The organism is Limosilactobacillus kribbianus, from assembly GCF_026413145.1.
Lineage (GTDB): Bacteria > Bacillota > Bacilli > Lactobacillales > Lactobacillaceae > Limosilactobacillus > Limosilactobacillus kribbianus.
In genome coordinates this window covers 1-20,233 of sequence record NZ_JAOVYZ010000035.1, presented here as the reverse complement: position 1 = coordinate 20,233, position 20,233 = coordinate 1, and the positions used below count along the sequence as shown (strand labels likewise).

Below are 20,233 nucleotides of genomic sequence, written 5' to 3'. Positions count from 1 at the left end.
CAGTTCGCGTGTGGTAAGATGATGATAGGTCATTTGTGATATCCTTTGCTTTTGTTTGTGGTTATTCAAAAGTCTATCACAGATGGCTTTTTTATGTTTCTAACTTAATTTTACAAACCGGGTCCTATAAAAATAGGGTACAATAGGAAATAACTAGAAAGAGTGGAGGAGAAATTTTGCAATTACCAGCGGAATTTGTTACAAAGTATCAACATTTGCTCGGGGAGGAGGCGCCCGCCTTTCTGGCGACCTTTGATCAGCCCAGCCAGAGCGGCTTTCGGGTCAACCCCCTCAAACCGGCGCCAGCAGCAACCCTAAAGGCCGCGGTGGGCAAGGTGCCCTACGTTCCAGACGGCTACTACGGTACTGTTTCCGGCAAGTCCTTGGACCACGTGACCGGGGCAATCTACAGTCAGGAACCATCGGCTATGTATGTAGGTGAGGTTGTCGATCCCCAGCCGGGTGAGCGGGTTCTGGATCTCTGCGCGGCTCCGGGCGGCAAGACCACCCACCTGATTGCCAAGATGCGTGATCAGGGTCTCCTAGTGGCCAACGAAATCTTTCGCAAGCGGGCCAAGGTATTGGCCGAAAACCTGGAGCGGTGGGGAACCCGCAGCGCCGTGGTGACCAACGAGAGCCCGGCCGAGCTGGAGGAACAGTTTCCCCACTTTTTCGACCGGATCCTGGTCGATGCCCCCTGCTCGGGTGAGGGAATGTTTCGCAAAGAGCCGGCCGGAATTGAATACTGGAACCTCGATTACCCGCGCGAGTGTGCTAACCGTCAGCAAAAGATTCTGACTTCGGCGCTCAAGATGCTGAAACCGGGCGGAACCCTCGTTTATTCGACCTGCACCTTTGCACCAGAGGAAGACGAGCAAAATATTGCCTGGCTCTTGAAGAACTATCCAGAACTCCGGATGCTGTCGATTAAGAAGTACCCGGGGATGGACGACGGCCGTCCGGAATGGGCGGATGGCAATCCGGACTTAAAGCAGGCCGTGCGGCTTTTCCCTCACCATATTCAGGGCGAGGGGCACTTCATCGCCAAGCTGCAAAACGGCGTGCCCGTTGCGGATAATAGTTTTGCCCAGTCACGTCCTAAGCACCGGAAGAAGAAGGGAACTCGTCAGCAGGGGAAGCTGGATAAGCAGGCCCAAGCCGAATTTACCGCGGTCCGTGATTGGCTGGCTCCGGACGAGACAACCACCCAGCTGCTGACCTTTGGCGACCAGCTCTACAACCTGCCAGCCGGGATGCCAGATGTATCTGGCATGACGATTTTGCGCCCGGGACTACACCTGGGAGTCTTCAAGAAGAACCGTTTTGAGCCGGCCTTGGCCTGGGCACTAGTGCTCGATCCCGCCCAGTGCCCGCACGTGCTTGAATTGACGGCAGAGCAGTGGCGCCAGTATGTCCATGGTGATGTGATAACACTCGACCAGTCGGGGAAGAATGGCTGGTATCTCCTGACCTGCGCGGGGCACGCCACCGGCTTTGGCAAGAAAGTCGGGACGACGATTAAGAATTTCTATCCGAAGGGATTACGTTTCTAGGGAGGAACCTTGAATGAAGGAAAAGAATGCGTTTCATGTTAACGGCTATCTCGGCCTGCTGCTGGTAATTGTCGGGGCGCTGGTAGGTTGCTGGCTGATTTACCTGGGTTATCGCGGTGGTCACGTCGGCACGCTCCTACTTGGTGCTATTATCTTAGCCATCGTAATTATTTTTGCGACCTCGCTGACGATCATCCAGCCCAACGAAGCTAAGGTTTTGACATTCTTCGGTAATTACATCGGGACGATCCGCGATGCTGGACTCTTCATGACGGTGCCATTTACCGACAAGCAGCGAATTTCACTGCGGGTCAGCAACTTCAACAGCCAGATTCTGAAGGTTAATGACTCTAAGGGGAACCCGGTGGAAATTGCGGCCGTGATCGTCTACAAGGTTGTTGACACCGCTAAGGCCCTCTTCTCGGTCGACGACTACGAGCAGTTCGTCCAGATTCAGAGCGAATCGGCGGTCCGACACGTGGCCAGTGAATACCCATACGATACTTTTGAAGACGAACAGGCCCTGACTTTGCGTTCCAACCCAACCGAAGTTTCCGATAAGTTGACGGCGGAGCTCCAGGCCCGGCTGAATGTCGCCGGGGTTAAGATCATCGAGACCCGCCTAACCCACCTAGCCTATGCGACCGAAATTGCCAGTGCGATGCTTCAAAAACAGCAGTCAGCGGCCATCCTTTCGGCCCGGAAGATCATTGTCGAGGGGGCCGTTTCGATTACCGAAGATGCCATCGACCGTCTGGCTAAAGAGGCCCAGCTTAATCTGACTGATGAGCAGCGCCTGCAGATCATCAACAATATCATGGTGGCGATCATCAGCGAGCGGGGCACTCAGCCGGTCATTAATACTGGAACACAGCAATAGGTTTTCGCAGATGTTTTACCTATCAATTTTAATGATTGAGCGGGTCGGCTTCATCGTGATGCTGGCCTTCTTGTTGGTTAATATTCCGGCTTTTCGGCGGCTACTTTTTGCCGATTCTTGGCTAGTAAAGGTGCAGCTAACCTTTATCTTTGCAATTTTCGCCTTAATTGCTAACTTTACCGGGATTGAAATTGATCCGTCCAATCAACTGCATAATAAAATTATCTTAACGACGATTGCCCCGGACTATTCCATCGTCAATGCTCGGATCCTGGCCGTTTCGGTTGCCGGAATCATCGGCGGTCCCTGGGTAGGGGGCAGTGTGGGCTTGATTGCCGGAATGCACCGGGTGATTCTTGGTGGAATGGCGCCCGAGGCCTGGTTTTACGTTCCCAGTTCGGTTCTGATTGGGCTTTTGTCCGGTTATCTTTATAATGACCGACGCAATCCAATGACCGTGATGACACCCTGGCACGGCTTCTTAGTCGGGCTGATCATGGAGACCATCCAGATGATCTTTATCTTCCTCTTTAGCCCGACCGGCTGGACTTTGGTGCATTACATTGCTTTACCGATGATCTTGATCAACTCAATCGGGACCTCGATTTTCCTGTCGATCATCGCCATGTACCTGCGCCAGGAAGAGGATACCCGGGCAACTCAGACCCATTCGGTCCTCCAGCTGACCAAGGAGACCTTGCCTTTTCTGCGCAATGGATTAAACATGACCTCGGCCCAGCAGGTAGTTGAGGCAATCATGCACCACACGAATTTTGATGCCGTCAGCATCACCGATCGTCAGACGATTTTGGCCCACGTTGGTGCCGGCAGCGACCATCATATTCCGGGGAAGATGATGTTGACCCACCTGTCGGAAACCGTTATTCGTAGCGGTCAAGTTCACGTTGCCCGAACAAGGGAAGAAATCGGCTGTACCCACCAGGACTGTCCGCTGGAGGCAGCGATCGTGGTTCCGCTGCGAATCAAAGATCGGGTCATTGGGACGCTTAAAATGTACTATACTCAGTCATGGCGCTTGACGCCGGTGGAAATTCAACTGGGGACCGGGCTGGGGGAAATCTTTGCCAATCAGATTGCTCTCGGTCAGGCTGAAGTGCAGGCCAAATTGGTCCGGGACGCCGAGATTAAATCGCTGCAGGCCCAGGTCAATCCGCATTTCTTTTTCAACGCAATCAATACGATTAGCGCGATGATGCGGATTGACGCCGAAAAAGCCCGCCAGCTGCTGCTTCAGCTTTCTACTTATTTCCGTTCGAACTTGGTGGGGGCCCGGGCAACACAAATTACCCTGGCCCAGGAGCGCGAACAGGTAAACGCTTATCTGTCACTGGAACAGACCCGGTTCCCTGGTCGCTACTTGGTTAATTTCAACAGTGAGGTTGACGACAATGTCCTTTTGCCGCCATTTACCATTCAGGTACTGGTGGAGAATGCGCTAAAGCACGCCTTTGGTAAGCGGCGCCACGGCAACGTGGTCAACGTCAATCTCAAGCAGAAGGGGGACCGCCTGCTGATTGCGGTGGCCGATAATGGGACGGGGATTGATCCCAATATTTTGGTTAAGCTCGGCCAGACCGCCGTTCCCTCTGCCCATGGTACCGGGACCGCTCTTCAGAACTTGAACCAGCGGTTAATCGGCCTTTACGATAAGAGCAGCCAGTTGGACTTTGCGACCGGCAAAAATGGCACAACGGTTACTATTTCTATTCCGCTCACAACGAAAGGGGAGTCACAATCATGAAGGTGTTAATTGTCGATGATGAACCACTTGCACGCGAGGAGCTGCACTACCTGGTGGAACAAAATCCGCAGGTCGATGCAATTTACGAGGCAGAGGGCGTCACCGAGGCCCGCAAAATCGTCGCCAGCCAGCATCCGCAGCTGATGTTTTTGGATATCCAGCTGACCGATGGCAGTGGGATGGCGCTGGCGGAAAGTTTGAAGAACCTGCCGAACCGCCCCTATATTGTTTTTGCGACTGCCTACGATCAATACGCTCTTGATGCCTTTGATGCCGACGCGATTGATTATTTGTTGAAGCCATTTTCGCAGGAGCGGGTCAATGACGCCATCAAACGGGTGCAAAAGATTACCGCTGCAGCGCCGCAACAGCCCGCCCAGTCATCAAGCATTCAGGAGAACCCGCGGCTGTCTTTAACCAATGATGAGCGGACGATCATTATTCAAAAGACTGCGATTCTCTACATTCAGGCTCAGGGTGGTGAAACGGTGGTCTCTGCGGTAGGAGGTCACCAAATTACTAGCAAGCAGACGCTGACGAACCTGCTAAAACAGCTTAATCCGGCCCAGTTCATCCGGGTTCACCGGAGCTTTGCAGTCAATCTCAACATGGTCAGCGAGCTTGAACCCAGTTTTAATCATACCTATGAGTTAACATTAAAAGATGATAGCAAGGTGCCAGTCAGCCGTTCCTACGTGGCAGCTGTTAAACAGGCGCTCGGCCTGCAATAAAATTCAATCAAACGTCCATTCATTGCCATTTGCCAGTCAATGAATGGGCGTTTTTGCGTTCTCGTGGATATCTTCGGCCGGTCTAAAAGACGATTTGTTGGTAACTGAACAAAATTGAGGGCATTTCAAGGCGCGGTGAGGGCAACTTATCCTAAATTTGGGCCATTTCATTGTTAAAACCCGCACAAAGTTGAAATGTTGCTGTATCATTACAGTTGTAATGATATTGCAATCGCAGTATCGAGCAATTATTTCTATGTATTATTTCTGTGGGAGGGAATATATTATGGACAAGAAGGATAAAAAGCCAGAAGCTTCCAACATTTATGTTCAAATGGGAATCTTCGCTGCTATTCTGTTTGTTTCTCAACTGATCTCTGATCTGTTTCCAGCAAGCTTCGTCGTACCAACTCCTTTGATTGGTATGGTTCTGCTGTACATTCTGTTGGCTACTCACATCGTAAAGCTGCACCAAGTTGAAAAGTTTGGTACCTTTATGATCGGTCTGATTGCATTCCTGTTCGTTCCATCAGGAATCCAGTTGGCTGCCCACCTGGACATCATGCGTCGTGAAGGTATCCAGGATGTCTGCGTTATCGTTATCGCTACCATCATCCTGCTGATCGTCATTGCTTACATTGGTGCCCTGGTTATGAGCATTCACCACAAGATCACTGGCAAGAAGGACGAAGACTAAGGGGGCCAATTATCATGTCAGCTACAATTGCTACAAATCTAGCTTTACCATTCACTGGTATTTTCATTTCACTGCTTGTTTACCTTATTGGTATGTGGTTATCCAAGATTAGTAATGGGTTCTTCCTTTTCAACCCACTGCTTGTCGGGATGGTATTAGGGATCGTGATCCTGGCCATCTGGGCTAAGAGCACTGGCTCCACGACTGCTGCGGTTTACACCAAGTACTACCTGCCAGGTGGTAACATTATCTTCTGGTTCTTAAACCCAGCTACCATGGCCTTCGCTATTCCGATTTACAAGGTTAACGATATTTTCAAGAAGTACTGGTTCGATATCATCATTATTTGTTTCGTCGGTGGATTCATTTCACTGTTCCTGATTCAACTTGTATGTAAGCTGTTCGGCCTTTCTGCCGCTTCAACTGCTTCTATGCTGCCACAGGCTGCCACTACCGCCGTTGCTATGCCTATCGCTGCCGGTGTTCATGGTGTTCCAGCTGTTACTGCGATGGCATGTATCCTTAACGCCGTTGTTATTTACGCCTTGGCCGAATTCTTGATCAAGGTTCTGCGTCTTGACAAGATTTCTCCAGTTGCTACTGGTTTAGGTTTAGGTTCTGCAGGGCACACGGTTGGTTCCGTTAAGGCTCTGTCCCTTGGTGAAGTTCAAGGTGCGATGGCCGGTGTTTCTGTTCTGATCATTTCGCTGGCAATGGACATCTTGGTACCAATCTACGCTAACATGTTCATGTAATAGTCGTTGGAGGATAACTGTTTATGACCAAAAATCATCAAAAAGTCGTCCTTGTCGGTGATGGTGCTGTTGGTTCAGCTTACGCCTACGCAATGATTCAGCAAGGCTTAGCCGAAGAGCTGGCCATCGTGGACCTGACTAAGAAGCGTGCGGAGGGTGATGTCTTAGACCTAGAAGATGCCACCGTCTTCACCGCTCCTAAAAAGGTTTACGCTGCGGATTATGAGACGTGTAAAGACGCGGACCTAGTTGTTATCTGTGCCGGTGCTGCCCAGAAGCCCGGCGAAACACGCTTGGAATTGGTTGGAAAGAACCTGAAGATCATGAGGGAAATTGTCCAGCCAATCGTTGCCAGCGGATTCAAGGGAATCTTCCTGGTAGCTGCGAACCCAGTTGATATTTTGACCTATGCGGTTCAAAAAATTTCCGGTTTCCCAAGCAGCAAGGTAATCAGTTCTGGAACGTCGCTTGATTCTGCTCGTTTGCGGGTAGTGCTGGCTAATCGCTTCGGTGTTGATCCCCGCGATGTTGATATCAACGTCATGGCTGAACACGGTGATTCCGAATTTGCTGCCTACTCCAGTGCCTCAATTGGGGGCTTACCACTGCTGGAGCTGGCCAAGCAGGAGCATATTTCCATGGACGAGTTGCTTCAAATAGAAGACAATGTCCGGAACAAGGCTTACGAAATCATCAATCGCAAGGGTGCTACCTACTATGGCGTGGCGACCTGCTTGATGCGGATCACGAAAGCTATTCTGCGTGATGAAGATGCTGTCTTACCCGTTGGGGCCTATGTAAATGGCGAATATGGGGTCAAGGATATCTACCTTGGCACCCCAGCAGTGGTCAACGCAAATGGGATTGCGAAGATCATTGAGGTTCAATTGGATGAACGTGAACAGGCTGCAATGGCCAAGTCGGCAAAAACATTAAAGAAAACTGCAACCGATGGGATGACTAAGGTTGGCTTAGTCAACTATCTCTGGTAGTCAAAAAGCTCGCTATCAAATGCTGGCGGGCTTTTTTTGTAGGATAAAATAGTTAGTGGTTAGAGTAAATGCCGCTGCTGGGCGTAGGTATAGAGATCCCCAGTCAAGACAAAGTCCACCTGTCGTGGGAGGTCAGCGAAGCGCTGGCAGCCGAGCAGGGTGAGGAGCCGCTTGAGTTCTTCCTGCCACCGGCTGAGTTCCCCGTCCAGAGCATCTTCACCCTGACGGACGAGAATCTGCAGGAAGTAGCCGGCCACTCCGACCGCCTGGGCGCCGAGAGCACCGGCCTTGACCAGGCCCAGGGGGCTGACAATACCGCCGGAGGCAATCAGGTTGACGGCGGGCTGGACAGCGCGGGCCTCAAGCAGGGCCTCCGGAGTAGTCTGTCCCCAGTCTTCAAGATCAGCCAAGTCCAGCTGGTGGTTGCGACGGTTTTCGATTATGGCAAAGTTGGTGCCGCCGCGACCACTGACGTTGATATTGGTAACGCCCGCTTTGATCAGCCGGGAGATTGTTCGCTTGCTCATGCCAAAGCCGACTTCCTTGACAATCACGGGTACTGACAGTCCCTGGACCAAGTGTTGAATATTATTCAACCAGTGAAAAGCACGGTCCCCCTCGGGCATGATCAGCTCCTGGGCAGCGTTTAAGTGCAGTTCCAAAGCATCGGCCTGGAGAAGGTCGACAGCTGCTTGGGCGGCCTCAAGATCAGCACCCGCACTCAGGTTAGCGAAGACCTTGCCATCAGGATTAACCTCCCGGACGACGGTAAAGGAATCGCGGGTGGCCGGCTCGCGGAGCGCGATACTCAACGAACCAGTCGCCATGGCCAGGTGGTGCTTGGCCGCCTGTCTAGCCAGACTAGCGTTGATCGTTGCTGCTCGCTTGCTGCCACCGGTCATTGCCTCGAGGTAAAAGGGCCAGTCGAGGGTCAGTGCCTGGCCAAGCTGAACCTGCGGATCCACTTCGGCCAGAGAGGTTTCTGGCAGGGCGTCATGAATCAGGCGCACTTGGTCAAAGTAGTCCTGGCCGTGGGCCTGCTGGTAGGTGGCGAGTGCTAGGGAAAGGTGTTCATCTTTACGATGTGCTTGTTGTGATTCCATAATCTTAATTTCTTCTCCTAAAAGGGAGTGGGACAGAACTCGCAAGCGAGTTCGTCTTCCCACCCCCGTCGACGCGGAGCAAGCCTATTGGGAGGCTGGCTAGGCGTTCCGACGCGAAGCTAGCCTATCTGGTGGGCGTTGATTTATCAACGTTCAGGCTAGCTTCGCGTCGCAGCCAGCTACCGCGTTGTAGCATTCATAGCTATATAACAGCAAAGAGGCTGTGATAATTCCCAGCCCCTTTATTCTATGCTTTTACAGTGGTAATCGTTGCTGAACGCTGTACTTGATGTCGTCGATGAAGTGGACTGACAGTGGCAGCTGCTCAATTTTTTCCTTGGCCCAGGACTTCAGGACCCCGTGGAAGTTGGCGTGCCGGTCGATGGCGACGATTCCACAGTCACCGCCACCAGCCCCGGACGTCTTGGCTGCACCGCCGAACTTCTCGGCAATTTGGCAGAGCCGGTTGAGAACGGGGGTTTCAATGTTGACGCCCGAACGTGTTCCCAAACGCTTTAACAAGTCACGATTGTAGCGGATTTCGTGCTTAATGACTTCGAGGTCTTGCTGGTGGAAACCTTCGACCATTCGTTGGATGCAGGCCTTGCTGTCCTCCAGGAAACGGTGATACTCGTCCTGCTGGCGGGCCTTGAAGAGGGAAATCTTATCAACCAATTGGGAGGTCGAAGCCGGTTTGCCAGTCCAGCCGATCAAAAGCTCCAGGTCTTCCGGGGCCACGAGCGGTTCGATCTTCAAGTCCGGCCAGGGCAGGTCAACCAGGGTTTTGAGATCCAAGTATTGACGCTGCTGGGCCAACCATTGCCGGTCGAAGGAGTGATAAGAAATCCAGCCACCGTAAACGGAGGCTGCGACGTCCCCCAAGGAACCGTTGCCCTGAACGGCGAAGTGGGCGATGGCCGCGAGCTTAAAGATCTGGTCCTTATTGACGGGCAGGTGGTAGAAGTGGCAGAGAGCCTTGACGGTCGCCACGGTTACGGCCGCGGAAGAACCGAGACCATATTTGCGACCACTGGCACTGTCGAGTTGGCTATCGATGTGCATATCATAGATCCGCAGGTGGCGCTCAAAGCTCCGAGCGTATTCTTCGGTGACGTGAATAGCGGACAGAATGTAGGAGAAGGGGTTGTCCCGCTTGTCGACTACCATCCGATCGCCCATTCGTCGCCAACTTAACTGATCGTTGGTGTATTGCTTACTGATGATTTGTCCCACCTCACGGGCACTTTCCGTGATGGTGCAGGTAACAAATTGATCGAGTGCGACCAGAATGGCCGGATAACCATTCTCGACGACGGCGTATTCCCCGGCAATGTACAACTTGCCCGGTGCTTTTTCAGTAATCAAAGTTTCCAAATCCCCCTAATTATAGTAACGATTGATTGTTGTTTTCATTCCAAATCTGAATTCCCGGACCGGCCGGTGAAACTACCAGCTGGTCCCGGTCAAATGTCTGAGTCAGACCGCTGATGACCTGATCGCGATCTTGACGGTCGTAAATGACCTTGACGTTGGGTCCGGCATCCATTGTAAAGTAACAGCCAACCCCATTTTCACGCAGTGCCCGCACGGCCTGGATTGCCGTCAGGGTAGCACTACTGAAATAGGTGTAGCCCGGATCAGCTGAAAGGGTGAGGGCGTGCATCCGCAGGGCATTCTCCTCGGCAATGTGGCCGATGGCTGGAATGTCACGACGATTAATTGCGTCCTTCATTGCTTGCATGTCAGCTGCTACCACTTCGCGCCAGCTGGCATAGTAGGGTGAGGTGGTGACACTGGCCTGCATCCCTTGACGGCTAGTAACCTTTTTTTTCTTGGTGTTAATCATAATGGCCAGCATTTCGAGACCGAAGTCCAGCTTTTCCATGATTGGTTCAGCAAAGGAGGTCGAATCGTCGTGACCGCGGTGCCATTCCACCAGTCCCCCGAAGATTGAACGGGTAGCCGAGCCGGAACCACGGCGGGCCAGCCGGGATAATTCCCGCCGGTCCAATGATAGGCCGGCCGCGGCACTGGCGGCGCCGGCCAATGCGGCAAAGGCCGAGGCAGACGAGGCCAGGCCCGCCGCCGTGGGCACATGGTTGATAGAATCAACCCGGGCAAACTGCTGCCGACCGGAGCGCTGACGGACTAGCTCCAAGAAGGCACTGGTGCGCCGGGCCGCAGCCGGGGAAAGCAGCTTGTGATTGATGGTGACCTGATCAGCGGTCAAGCCTGGATCAAAATTGACCCGGGTCGTCGTGTAGAACTCGTCCAGGGTCAGTGACAGGCTGTTCGTCTGCGGAATGATCAATTGTTGATCCTTCTTACCCCAGTACTTGACCAGGGCAATGTTTGTATGTGCTTTGGCGGTCGCCATTACTGTTCACCTCGTGTATCCAGTGGTTGAATCCAGGTCTGCCGGGCCCCGTTTTCCTTGAGGATGCTGGCCAGTTTGCGAGCTCCCAGGGCGGTTCGGGTGATCGCAAACATGCAGCCACCCCGGCCACCACCGGTCAGCTTGGCTCCCAGTGCCCCATTGGCAATTGCCACCTCGATCAGGTGATCCAAATGGTCGTCGCTGACTTGCAGGGCACGCAGATCTTCTTGGGCAGCGTTCAGCGCCGTTCCCAGCTTGTTGACTTCGTTGTTGGCGAGGAAGCCGCGGGTAGCCTTGACCAGTTTACCCAGGTGTTCAATGTGGGCTTGGGTGGTGGTCGGATCACTCTTGAGGAGTTCCTGGACTCCTAGGATTGCTTCCTTGGTGGCACCCTTGATTCCGGTGTCGGCAATCACCATCGTGGCCTGTAGGTTAAGCGGAATAGGCGTCCCCGCCTGTCCTTTAATGTAGTAAAGGGGCGTCTTGGAGCTGGCTGTGGCCGCATCGAGCCCCGAGGGACTACGGTGGGTAATCTGTTCCTCAACGTCGGCAAGCTGCAACAGTGTCGACCGGTCGAGGGGCTGGTCATAGTAATCAAAAAAAGCCCGGACGATGGCAATGGCGGTCGCCGCCGAAGAACCCATTCCTCGTTCGGCCGGTAACTGGCTTTCAATTGTCAGGTGCCAGTGATTATTTTGGCCAGCGAAGTGGTCGATTAGGGTTGCAATTAACTTTTTAACCCCCGCCATTTCTTCCGGGAGAGTGTCCCAATCACCCGTGTAATAACGGCTCTCAACCGTCTGCCCAACCGTGGTACTAGTAATCGTGACGGTTAGTCCGACGCTGGGGAGGGGGAGGGCAATTGCGGGTTGCCCATAGACAACGCTGTGATCCCCCATCAAAATGATTTTCGCGCAACTGTGACCAATCCCCTGCTGTTTCACCATCGTAACCTACTTTCTTCTGAAAAATTCCATTCTACATCATAACTTATAATTCACTTTTAGAAAAGGGGGCGGGTGGGAGTCGTTACTAAATCTAAATAATTTTTCGGCCAAGTCGATGGCGGAATTAGGGGACAAACAAATTGGGAATGGTGTATCATTGAAGACAGAATTAACAATTAATGAAGAGATTCGGTGATAAGTGTGAATAAACAAAAACAACGGCGCCCTAAGCGCAACAAGAAGGCGCCAATTTATTCGGTAGTCGACTTGGAGACGACCGGCACCAGCGTCAACCATGGTGACCGAATTATCCAGATCGGCTGTGTCCTGGTCCAAGATGGCCAGGTGATCAACCAATTTGAAACGAAGGTTAATCCGCGGGAAAAGATTCCCCACTCAATCGTTCAGCTGACCGGTATTCACGATCGGGACGTCCGGAACGCCCCGCTGTTTGAGGACGTGGCGGGAACCATTTATAGCCTCCTGACGGGGACAATTTTCGTAGCCCATAACGTTAACTTTGACTTTCCATTCCTTAATGCGGAACTGGAGCGAGCAGGTTATCCGACCTTGCCGATTCGGGCGATCGATACGGTTACGCTCAGTCAGGTTCTCCTGCCGACTGCCCAGAGTTTTCGCCTGCGGGACTTGACCAGCTCCCTGCACATTGAGCATGACCATCCCCACAGCGCGGTTTCCGATGCCGAGGCGACGGCCCAGCTCTTGATCGACCTCTTAAAGCGGGTCCACCAGCTGCCAACGCTGACTCTGGAACGGATCGTTGAACTGCACCTGGCTTTACCCCAGCAGACGGCGGCGGTCTTTGAGGATGAATTGGCGCGACGGGTGGATCACCCGCTGCCGCTAAGCGAGGATCTCTATGTCAGCCATGGCCTGGTCCTGCACAAACAACGCCCGTTGACGGTTGCCAAGCCTGCACAGACGCCGCGCTACCCGTCGACTAAGCGGGCCAAGGCTAAGCTCTTTGGTGAGCACCTAGATGTGCGGCCAGTCCAGGCCAAGATGATGAACAGCATCTATAATAACTACACCCACGACGAGCCGAAGGGCATGATTGTCGAAGCCGGAACGGGGAGTGGGAAGACCCTTGGTTATCTTCTGCCGCTCAGCTACGTCGCTTACCCGGATAAGCAGATCGTGGTCAGCACGGCTACCAACCTCCTTCAGCAGCAGATTGCCCAGCAGGCGGTTCAACAGCTCAACCAGGTTTTGCCGTTTCAGATGAATGCTGTGGTGATCAAGGGGAATGGCCACTATCTCGACCTGGCCAAGTTTGCCCGGTCACTCAGTGTAATCGAGGAATCCAAGCTAGTCCAGCTCTTAAAGGCCCGGATCTTGGTTTGGCTTCTGGAGACGACCAGCGGGGACCTTGACGAATTGAACTTGACGACTCAGCAGTCGCCATACTTCACCGAGATTCGCCACCACGGGGTCGTCAGCCTGAATCCAGATGGTGAGTTGTACAACGACGACTTCCTGGTGCGGCGCAATAAGCGGCTCAAGCAGGCCAACATTATTATCACTAACCACGCCTACCTGATTGCCCATGCCCAGGAACTGGGGGATGGCACCCGGCGACCGTACTTGGTGGTCGACGAGGCCCAACACCTTAGCGACAACATTCTGCGTCAGTCACGACGTCAATTTGACTTTCCTCACTTGCGTTCGGCCATCCACGTACTCAGCGGCCTGGTTAGCAACAGCAGCGAGCGTAATCTGACGGATATCTTTGCCGACCACGCTCTGGCCAGTTACAATGTTGAACTCCTGCGCGGCGACCTGACCAATATTGAGGAAGCAGTTAATCAGTTCCAACAGGCGCTTTACCGACAATTCATGCAGCAATCAACCACTAATGGGGAGAACGAACTGATTGAAACCGCTCTGGACAATGACCAGCTACAGCAGCTGCTGGACGTGGGTGGCCCGCTGATGATGAATCTTGAACAGGCCCTGGGCAGTGTGCAGCTGCACTTCTCGGCCCTCCAGCATATCTTTACCCAGCAGGCCGATCGCTGGCTGCCTAGTGATCGCTACTTGATGAGCCAGTTCCAAAGTCAGATGGCCAAGTTAAGCGCCGCTGACGCCACTCTCAATAAGTACAGCGAAATTCTCCAACAGCGGGGCAATAGTGCTGCCTTTTGGCTACGGATCCGCCAATCCAGCGAGCAAAGTGCCATGCAGCTGAACGGTGGCTTGCTGGAGGCCAATCACTACCTGACCGAGAATGTCTACCCGTACTTTGCCCAACCGCTTTTCACCGGTGCAACCCTCTTTTCCTCGGCCCGGTCGCACTACCTCTATTCACAGTTAGACTTGGATCGCAAGGCCACCCTGGCGAAGCGCTTTGCCTCGCCGTTTGACTACCAGTCCCACGCGCGGCTATTGGTGGCTCAGGATGCGCCGGTGCCTGGCGCCCGCAACAATGCTGACTATGTTCGCTACATCAGTCGGGCCATCTACGGCTTGACTAAAAAATCTAATTGCCAGACGATGATCCTCTTTAATTCCCTGGTAATGATTGAACAGGTCTATGGCCAGCTGCGCGACACTGATCTCTTTGATCAGCGTGATATCCTGGCCCAGGGGATTACCGGTGGTCGTGAAAAGCTCTTAAAGCAGTTTGCCAACGGCCACAACGCCATTCTCCTGGGGGCAACGAGCTTCTGGGAAGGGGTCGACCTGCCAAAGACCGCCCTGGAACTTCTGATCGTCACCCGGTTGCCGTTTGACGCCCCCGATGAGGTAATGACCCGGGCCCACAACGATCTGTTGAAACGGCAGGGAAAGAATCCCTTCTACCAGTCAGCCCTGCCAAAGGCGACGATGCGGCTGCGCCAGGGGGTTGGGCGGTTAATTCGGACCCCGGACGACTATGGGGTGGCCGTGGTACTAGATTCGCGGCTGCACCAGCGCCGCTATGGCGAAACAATCCTGAAGAGTTTTCCTGAGAAACTGCCAATTCAAACTCTGCCGACCGATCAACTGATCCTAACGGCAAATAATTTCTTAAAAAAGAACCACCAGTCCCCACAAGTCTGAGCTTTTTTGGTATAATTGCTAAGATTAACATGACTACTGACGTTTCAATGTCAGACGTAGGAAGGGAATAATCGCATGCAAAGTCGACGTGAGGTCCAGCGCGAACAAAACCGTGGTTCCGCGCTGCGCACGATTCGCAACATTTTATTAACAATTTTGATTCTGCTGTTGGTGGGCTGGAGTGTCTACGCAGTTGCCAACCAACCACGGGCCGCGGCCCGGCGGCAGACGGTCACGATGGCCGAAAAGTATGCCCACCTGCATTCACCGGGGCACTTCTACATCTTTAACCGCGAGAGTACCTACTACACCATCACAGGGCGTAACCAATCAAACCAGCCAATTCTGGTAATTGTTCCCCAGCACGGGGGTAACATCCGGGTGGTCAAGCAGAGCAGCGGCGTCACGGAAAAGCAGGTGCGCGCCCAGACCAAGGCTAATCGCAAGCCCGCCCAAATCTTAAAGGTGGCACCGGGAATCTTCAATGACAAGGTAGTTTGGGAAGTAACCTACCGGAGCAAGAAGGGCAAGTTGTCGTACGACCTGATCAACTTTAAGACCGGTCGGTACGTGCAAAACATTAATAACCTGTAATGAATTAGAGGAGTTGTAACTCGTGGTTACGATTTCTCTTTTCGTTTGGATCGTATTGTGAGAAAGGGTGATTGAGTTGACTGAAGAAACGGCATTGCAACGCTATTTGCAGGCCGGGGAAACGTCGGTAAGCAACCTTTTGCTGCGCCATTACAAGCAGCTGGGGCTCACGACTGCGCAACTAGTCTTGTATTTGCAGTTTAAGTCCTACCAGGACCGGGGGACGATGAATCCCGATATTCGTCTGATTGCCAAAAACCTCGGTACCGATGAGACCCAGGTCTTCAACCAGCTGCACCAAATGATGACCAACCACTTGGTCGAGCAAAAGATGCGGCAGCTGGCCGATGGCAAAGAAGACGCCATCTATGATTTCACGCCGCTGCTGGCCAAGCTGGCGACCCTAGACCTGCAGACGGTGAACCGAGAAGAACGGCACGAGCAACAGAATACCCGCCAGCAGATTTTCGCCATGCTGGAGAGTGAGTTTGGGCGGCCCTTGTCGGCCATGGAGCTGCAGATCGTCAACGACTGGCAGGATAAGGACAACTATACGCCGGCGATGATCAAGCTGGCCCTGCGCCAGGCGGTCATGAACAGTGCCCGCAATCTTCAGTATATGGAGCGGATCCTGCAGAGCTGGGCGCGGCAGAATCTACGAACTGAGCACGATATCACCGAACACGAGCGTCAATTTGAAAATCAACGGGCGGCCAAGGGGCAGCCCGCAAGCGGCCAGGGAAAGCATTCGGCTGGCCCGCAAATCCCGATCTACAAGCTCGGGGAATAATTAATCAGAAGGGATGAGTATGTAATGGATAAGTCTTCGTCGTCACACCACGTTATGAAGGGGATCGCGATCGCGGCCCTGGCCTCTACCATGTGGGGAATCTCGGGAACGGTGCTGCAGCTGATTTCGCAGAACCTGGCGATTCCGGCCACCTGGATGCTTTCGACCCGGACCCTGGTCACCGGGGTCATCCTGCTGGTAATCAGCAGCTTCGTTTATGGGAAGCGAATCTTCAACGTCTTTAAGGAACGCGGCTCCGCTATTTCCGTGGTGACCTACGCCATCTTCGGCCTGATGGCGAACCTGCTGACCTTCTACTACGCCATTCAGCGGGGAAATGCCTCGGCCGCCACGATTCTGCAGTACCTGTCACCACTTTTCATTGTCTTAGGTGGGGTTATTTTCCTGCACCGGCGGCCATTCCGGAGTGACATCATCGCCTTTGTGGTAGCCCTGATCGGGGTCGTGCTGAGCATCACCCGGGGCAACATCACCCGGCTTGCCATTCCGGTTGATTCCCTTCTGTGGGGGATTGGTTCCGGAATCACGGCCGCCTTATACGTGGTCCTGCCACAGCGGGCAGCAGAAAAGAACCCGCCAATCGTTGTCCTGGGTTGGGGGACGATGATTGCCGGAATCCTCTTCAACCTTTACCGGCCATTCTGGGTCAACCCACCGCAGATCTCGACGACCCTCGTGGCCTCGGTTGGGACGGTGGTCCTGTTCGGGACAATCCTGCCCTTTGGCCTCCTGATGGAAGCCACCAAGTTTGCGCCATCCGACGTGGTCAGCATCATGGATGCCCTGCAGCCAATCGTCACTTCCATTTTAAGTGTGATCTTCTTCCACCTGGTCCTCAACTGGGTTGAAATTCTCGGGATTATCCTGGTCATCCTGGCCATCTACATCCTGCAGGAAGGTCGCCGACGGAAATTAAAGGGAATTTAAGTTAATTTGAAAAAGATGCAGTTCGCATGGAGCTGCATCTTTTTTTGGTTTTTAAGCTTTAATTGGGAAATAGATTTCTGCAAAGCGTTGGCGTTGACCATCTTGATGACACCGCAACAGCAGTTTGCCAATTGCATAGTCCGCAAAGTCAATCTGATACAATTGTCGATACTTTTTCATTAGCCGAGCAAGAATTTCTGGGAGCTGGCCCTCACTTTGGAGATCAGCAATGGTTAAAAGATATTGATTGGCCGGGAGTACTTGAGATTTCATTGACTTGTCTTTGTGATTATTGAGAAAGAGACCCCACCTTGTTGCATTGACTTGCTGATTGTGGAGCGTACAGACAAAGCCAAGATCGGCAGATGAAACGGGGGACCCCTTTTTCAGTGCCTCGGCAAAAGTGAGCTTGGATTCTGTCATTTGCTTGGTCGCGTAGTATTGAAACTCGACGAAGTATTTTGGGGCCAGTTTAACGAAACGAACTTTGGCATAGTTATTTTCTACTAGCTGGATGTTTTCTTGTTGATGCTGGAGGTGGGCAATGCTTCGCTTGAGGTCAGCGATTTGTCTTTTTAAGGCAAGCTGCTGTTGAGCGAGCAGCTCGTTATATTCGTGGCGATTTGCCTTAGTTAGCAGGTAGCAAAGTTCCTTTTCACTAAAGCGCCCATTCCGCAAAAATACTAAGTCACTGATCTGGTTAATGTCCTCATAAGTATAGTAGCGATAATTGTTAGCGTTGCGATGGCTCTGAATCAGCCCCTTTTGCTCAAAGTAGCGGATGGTTGGTTCGGGAATACCATAGTATTGAGCGATTTGCTTAATTCGTAACTGTTGATCCATTTTTCCTCCTTGACCTTATAGTAACTATAAGCTTTACAATCATTATAGTTGCAAAAGAAAAATTTCACAAGGAGGACGATTATGCAGATTAAAAAAATGCTGACCCCTTATCAAATTAACGGGTGCGAGATTAAAAATCGCTTTGTCGTACCAGCCATGGTATCGAACCTTTGCGATGCCGATGGCAATCTTACGAAAGAATTTTACGAATATCACCGTGCCAAGGCCCAGGGTGGCTGGGGCCTGATTATCACGGAGGATTTTGGCGTTAATCCGACGGGGGTTGGGTACAAGAACTGTATTCGGCTATATGATGAAAAGCAGGTCCCACAGAACCAGCAGTTTACGAAGATGATTCACTCTTATGGAACCAAGATTTTTGCTCAGGTCTTTCACCCGGGGAGACAGACCAATGCTTCTGTTAACGGCGGTGCTCAACCAGTGGCTGCGTCGACAATTCCAGATGCGGCTAATCGTCAGGTTCCCCACCAATTGACGGTTAACGAAATCCACACCCTTGTCAAACAATTCGGCAATACGGCCCGCTTGCTTAAAGAGGCGGGCTATGATGGGATCGAGCTTCACTTGGCCCACGGCTACCTTCTGGCGGGCTTCTTGAGCTTGCGGCAGAATCGCCGGACCGATGAATACGGCGGCAATTTGGAGAATCGATTACGAATTGTCCGTGAAATTTATCATGAAATGCGGCGTGAAGTGGGACTCAATTTTCCAATTACGGCAAGAATTTCGACCGTTGAAGACACAATTGATGGTCGCAAATTTCCTGAAACAATGGCAATTATTAAGGAACTCGAAAAGATCGGCTTTGACGGCTTGAGCCTTTCCAACAGTGAATACACGCCCTATACTCCAGAAATTATTTCGTCGGGCTTTACGCCACGGGGCTACACGTGAAGAACGTGCCAAAAAAGTTCGCGAACAGGTTCATTTGCCAATTATTGTTGCCAACGGAATCAACGAGCCGCTTTTGGCGGAAAGCGCGGTTGAAACGGGAGTGGCCGATTTTATAGGGATGGCCCGGGCGTCACTGGCAGATCCGGCATTACCACAGAAGGCTGCAGAAGGGCGCTTTGATGAAATCAATTACTGTATTCGTTGTCTTCAGGGATGCGAAGGTGGAATCCTAAAGGGCGGACCAATCCGGTGCATGGTCAACCCAACCCTGGGCCGGGAGAGTCAATTCCCGCAGACCAAGGCAGCGCAAAAGAAAAAAGTATTGGTAATTGGTGCTGGCCCGGGCGGGATGGAAGCAGCAGTGGCCGCTGCCCGTCGCGGCCACGAGGTTACTTTATGGGAAAAAGCTGATCATGTTGGTGGCGAATTTATTCCCGCCATGTTCCCACCGGCAAAGGGTGAATATGCACAGATGATTACTTTTTTGCGCAAGCAGCTTGCTATCCTAAACGTGACGGTTGTGCTTAATAAGCAGGCAACGGTTGATGAAATCAGAACATTCGGTGCCGACAAGGTAATTATTGCAACCGGTGGCCAGCCGAATCGTCCGAACATTCCGGGAATTGAAACAAACAAGGTTATTTTTGCCCGGGACGTCCTTACCGGCAAGGATATTCCAGAAGGTCAAATCGTAATTATCGGTGGTGGCGAGGTTGGGACCGAAACGGCAGCCTACCTTGCGGACTGTGCCCGGGGGCAGGTTACCATCATTGAAATGAGCAATCATTTGGGCCACGGCTTGATGCGTGAATTTCCAACTATGCGTTTCTTCCGGGAGCAGGGAGTCCAATCTATGCTAAATGCTAAAGTAAACGCAATCAGTGCTGATTATGTTGAAGTTACGATTAACGAAGAAAAGAAACGGGTGACTGCAAATGCGGTTATCTTGGCGGCTGGTTATCATCCTAACAACCAATTGCTAAAGGAGCTGCAGAAAGCAAAAGTACCGTTTGTCGCGGTTGGTGACGTTAACAAATGCACCAATGCGCTCGATGCGACACAAGAGGGCTTTGAAGCTGGCTACAATGCTTAAATAGCTGATAAAGGCTTAAATCGCTATTAATTCGAGACCGATTTAAACCTTTATTTTTTTAAGGTAAGGCAGATTGCAAGAAATAACTTGAACGAATTTAGTGACGCAGATTAAGCAAGAAGATCTCGATTGGTGTATGCCAGTTAAGACATTTAAGTGGTCGGGAATTCAGATACCAATTAATTTGAAC

The 20,233-nt window shown here is 52.2% G+C and carries 18 protein-coding genes; 13 read left to right on the top strand and 5 right to left on the bottom strand.

Translation table 11 applies throughout. From position 1 onward, the window contains the following. The first annotated feature begins 176 nt into the window (after window positions 1-176). The 7 genes from OCT58_RS07490 (at window position 177) to OCT58_RS07460 (ending at window position 7,370) form a co-directional block, all read left to right on the top strand. On the top strand, window positions 177-1,553 hold the full coding sequence (locus OCT58_RS07490; RefSeq protein ID WP_267202254.1) for an RsmB/NOP family class I SAM-dependent RNA methyltransferase: 1,377 nt from the start codon (window positions 177-179) through the stop codon (window positions 1,551-1,553). A 13-nt stretch (window positions 1,554-1,566) separates the two neighbouring features. Continuing rightward, window positions 1,567-2,433, top strand: a complete 867-nt coding sequence (locus OCT58_RS07485) for an SPFH domain-containing protein (protein WP_267202253.1) — start codon at window positions 1,567-1,569, stop codon at window positions 2,431-2,433. A gap of 10 nt (window positions 2,434-2,443) precedes the next feature. Then, the gene (locus OCT58_RS07480) at window positions 2,444-4,195 is read left to right on the top strand and encodes a sensor histidine kinase (RefSeq protein ID WP_267202252.1); all 1,752 of its coding nucleotides are present in this window, start codon (window positions 2,444-2,446) and stop codon (window positions 4,193-4,195) included. Further along, window positions 4,192-4,926, top strand: coding sequence for a LytR/AlgR family response regulator transcription factor (locus OCT58_RS07475; RefSeq protein ID WP_267202251.1), 735 nt, complete (start codon window positions 4,192-4,194; stop codon window positions 4,924-4,926). Before OCT58_RS07480 ends, OCT58_RS07475 begins: the two co-directional genes overlap by 4 nt. 286 nt (window positions 4,927-5,212) lie before the next feature. Further along, entirely contained in the window at window positions 5,213-5,623 is a 411-nt protein-coding gene (locus tag OCT58_RS07470) for a CidA/LrgA family protein (protein WP_267202250.1), read from the top strand. A gap of 14 nt (window positions 5,624-5,637) precedes the next feature. Beyond that, window positions 5,638-6,378, top strand: a complete 741-nt coding sequence (locus OCT58_RS07465) for an LrgB family protein (RefSeq protein ID WP_267202249.1) — start codon at window positions 5,638-5,640, stop codon at window positions 6,376-6,378. 23 nt (window positions 6,379-6,401) lie between these two features. Continuing rightward, a complete protein-coding gene (locus tag OCT58_RS07460; RefSeq protein WP_267202248.1) occupies window positions 6,402-7,370 on the top strand; it encodes an L-lactate dehydrogenase in 969 nt (322 codons plus the stop codon). Window positions 7,371-7,429: 59 nt separating this feature from the next. On the opposite strand, the gene fni is transcribed toward OCT58_RS07460, so the two are convergent. The 4 genes from fni to mvk all read right to left on the bottom strand — a co-directional run bounded on the left by fni (window position 7,430) and on the right by mvk (window position 11,797). After that, the gene (gene fni, locus OCT58_RS07455; RefSeq protein ID WP_267202255.1) at window positions 7,430-8,476 is read right to left on the bottom strand and encodes a type 2 isopentenyl-diphosphate Delta-isomerase; all 1,047 of its coding nucleotides are present in this window, start codon (window positions 8,474-8,476) and stop codon (window positions 7,430-7,432) included. A gap of 252 nt (window positions 8,477-8,728) precedes the next feature. Next, a complete protein-coding gene (locus tag OCT58_RS07450) occupies window positions 8,729-9,838 on the bottom strand; it encodes a phosphomevalonate kinase (protein ID WP_267202247.1) in 1,110 nt (369 codons plus the stop codon). Between the two features lie 19 nt (window positions 9,839-9,857). Beyond that, complete coding sequence (mvaD, locus tag OCT58_RS07445) at window positions 9,858-10,850, bottom strand: diphosphomevalonate decarboxylase (RefSeq protein WP_267202246.1); 993 nt, start codon at window positions 10,848-10,850, stop codon at window positions 9,858-9,860. Next, entirely contained in the window at window positions 10,850-11,797 is a 948-nt protein-coding gene (gene mvk / locus OCT58_RS07440) for a mevalonate kinase (protein WP_267202245.1), read from the bottom strand. The genes mvaD and mvk overlap by 1 nt, the downstream gene beginning before the upstream one ends. Before the next feature lie 201 nt (window positions 11,798-11,998). Here mvk and OCT58_RS07435 point away from each other — a divergent pair, with 201 nt between their 5' ends. The 4 genes from OCT58_RS07435 (at window position 11,999) to OCT58_RS07420 (ending at window position 17,192) form a co-directional block, all read left to right on the top strand. Further along, window positions 11,999-14,860 (top strand): helicase C-terminal domain-containing protein, encoded by a 2,862-nt coding sequence (locus tag OCT58_RS07435; RefSeq protein WP_438361121.1) that lies wholly within the window; start codon window positions 11,999-12,001, stop codon window positions 14,858-14,860. Window positions 14,861-14,935: 75 nt separating this feature from the next. Continuing rightward, window positions 14,936-15,454, top strand: a complete 519-nt coding sequence (locus OCT58_RS07430; RefSeq protein ID WP_267202243.1) for a cell wall elongation regulator TseB-like domain-containing protein — start codon at window positions 14,936-14,938, stop codon at window positions 15,452-15,454. A gap of 76 nt (window positions 15,455-15,530) precedes the next feature. Next, window positions 15,531-16,244 carry a DnaD domain-containing protein gene (locus OCT58_RS07425; RefSeq protein WP_267202242.1) on the top strand — a complete coding sequence of 238 codons (714 nt, stop codon included), beginning with the start codon at window positions 15,531-15,533 and terminating at the stop codon, window positions 16,242-16,244. A 24-nt stretch (window positions 16,245-16,268) separates the two neighbouring features. Next, entirely contained in the window at window positions 16,269-17,192 is a 924-nt protein-coding gene (locus tag OCT58_RS07420; protein WP_267202241.1) for a DMT family transporter, read from the top strand. A gap of 51 nt (window positions 17,193-17,243) precedes the next feature. Here OCT58_RS07420 and OCT58_RS07415 read toward each other — a convergent pair whose 3' ends face one another. After that, complete coding sequence (locus OCT58_RS07415; protein WP_267202240.1) at window positions 17,244-18,035, bottom strand: MerR family transcriptional regulator; 792 nt, start codon at window positions 18,033-18,035, stop codon at window positions 17,244-17,246. 81 nt (window positions 18,036-18,116) lie between these two features. On the opposite strand from OCT58_RS07415, the gene OCT58_RS07410 reads away from it, so the two are divergent. Continuing rightward, the gene (locus OCT58_RS07410; RefSeq protein WP_267202239.1) at window positions 18,117-18,950 is read left to right on the top strand and encodes an oxidoreductase; all 834 of its coding nucleotides are present in this window, start codon (window positions 18,117-18,119) and stop codon (window positions 18,948-18,950) included. Between the two features lie 34 nt (window positions 18,951-18,984). Beyond that, a complete protein-coding gene (locus tag OCT58_RS07405; protein ID WP_267202238.1) occupies window positions 18,985-20,043 on the top strand; it encodes an FAD-dependent oxidoreductase in 1,059 nt (352 codons plus the stop codon). Window positions 20,044-20,233: the final 190 nt, after the last annotated feature.

Bases quoted from the DNA above. Each gene is read 5' to 3' on its own strand.
- OCT58_RS07485 (WP_267202253.1), top strand. From the start codon at position 1,567: ATGAAGGAAAAGAATGCGTTTCATGTTAACGGCTATCTCGGCCTGCTG.
- OCT58_RS07480 (WP_267202252.1), top strand. From the start codon at position 2,444: ATGTTTTACCTATCAATTTTAATGATTGAGCGGGTCGGCTTCATCGTG.
- OCT58_RS07475 (WP_267202251.1), top strand. From the start codon at position 4,192: ATGAAGGTGTTAATTGTCGATGATGAACCACTTGCACGCGAGGAGCTG.
- OCT58_RS07470 (WP_267202250.1), top strand. From the start codon at position 5,213: ATGGACAAGAAGGATAAAAAGCCAGAAGCTTCCAACATTTATGTTCAA.
- OCT58_RS07465 (WP_267202249.1), top strand. From the start codon at position 5,638: ATGTCAGCTACAATTGCTACAAATCTAGCTTTACCATTCACTGGTATT.
- OCT58_RS07460 (WP_267202248.1), top strand. From the start codon at position 6,402: ATGACCAAAAATCATCAAAAAGTCGTCCTTGTCGGTGATGGTGCTGTT.
- mvaD (WP_267202246.1), bottom strand. From the start codon at position 10,850: ATGGCGACCGCCAAAGCACATACAAACATTGCCCTGGTCAAGTACTGG.
- mvk (WP_267202245.1), bottom strand. From the start codon at position 11,797: ATGGTGAAACAGCAGGGGATTGGTCACAGTTGCGCGAAAATCATTTTG.
- OCT58_RS07430 (WP_267202243.1), top strand. From the start codon at position 14,936: ATGCAAAGTCGACGTGAGGTCCAGCGCGAACAAAACCGTGGTTCCGCG.
- OCT58_RS07420 (WP_267202241.1), top strand. From the start codon at position 16,269: ATGGATAAGTCTTCGTCGTCACACCACGTTATGAAGGGGATCGCGATC.
- OCT58_RS07415 (WP_267202240.1), bottom strand. From the start codon at position 18,035: ATGGATCAACAGTTACGAATTAAGCAAATCGCTCAATACTATGGTATT.
- OCT58_RS07410 (WP_267202239.1), top strand. From the start codon at position 18,117: ATGCAGATTAAAAAAATGCTGACCCCTTATCAAATTAACGGGTGCGAG.